This window comes from Lacinutrix sp. YIN62 (assembly GCF_057219185.1).
Genome location: NZ_JBXVVH010000079.1, coordinates 1 through 913, shown reverse-complemented (window position 1 = coordinate 913; position 913 = coordinate 1). Strand labels below are relative to the sequence as shown.

Sequence of the window (913 nt, the reverse complement as noted above, 5' to 3'; positions counted from 1 at the left end):
CGGTTAAATGAAAACAAAATTAACGGTAAAATTGTTAATTTGGCTAAGTGCTAAATCCGAAAAGTTAGTCCATTTTAATCCCTTACTATTCTTATACAAACCGTTATGCAAAATTAAAATAGAAATAATGACAAAAGCCATTTTTACTTTAGGAGCACTTCTAATTAGTTTAATAAGTTATTCCCAAGAAAAGGGAAATTACATTATAATTATCAATAAGGATTCAATACAAGTTGATCTCAATGAGAATATTCAGTATAAAAAACCTTCAGGGGAGGAATTGACAATTAAAGTCATGCAGCCCCAAATATTAACGTATTCTGATGATATGATTTCTTTTAATCATGACAAATCACTTAGTGTATCAGATTCTAAAATTGAAGAAGGTATTGAACAATGTATGATTATGAAATCTACTGGAACTGGCTTTATGGTTCAAAAATACAAAACAATTGATCCTAGTAGTTTGACACAATTAATGATGAATGAAATCACTAAAGAAAGTATCAATTATGGTTATACTAAAACAGAAAAGCCTTTTAAGAAAAAATTAAAAAGTGGACAAACAATTGAAGGCATTCAAGCTACTTTAACTTATAAAGGAGAAAATGAAGTTTATACAGTAGCTACTTATGGAGCAAAAGATGAGGGTATAATTGTAGTAACGATGCTATTAAGCGAGGATTACAAAGATGATAAAAAAATTATTGATTTATTTTTAGAAACGCTAGAAGTAAAAAATTAATAAAAATTGCATAACAAGGTGTAAAAATGCATTGAAAACGCATTTTACACAAACCGTTGTGGTGCATTTTGACTCGTCCTGAATAAAGGCTACATAATTCAAGTAGATTATGTATAAAAATGACAGAGTTACTAGACGTTACAGTGAATCATTCAAATTAAAAATTTT

General features: G+C 28.1%; 1 protein-coding gene. It reads left to right on the top strand.

Features of this window, described 5'->3' with window-relative positions; genetic code table 11:
• Nucleotides 1-127 precede the first annotated feature (127 nt).
• The gene (locus AC2D8I_RS16260) at nt 128-745 is read left to right on the top strand and encodes a hypothetical protein (RefSeq protein ID WP_484707170.1); all 618 of its coding nucleotides are present in this window, start codon (nt 128-130) and stop codon (nt 743-745) included.
• Nucleotides 746-913 lie beyond the last annotated feature (168 nt).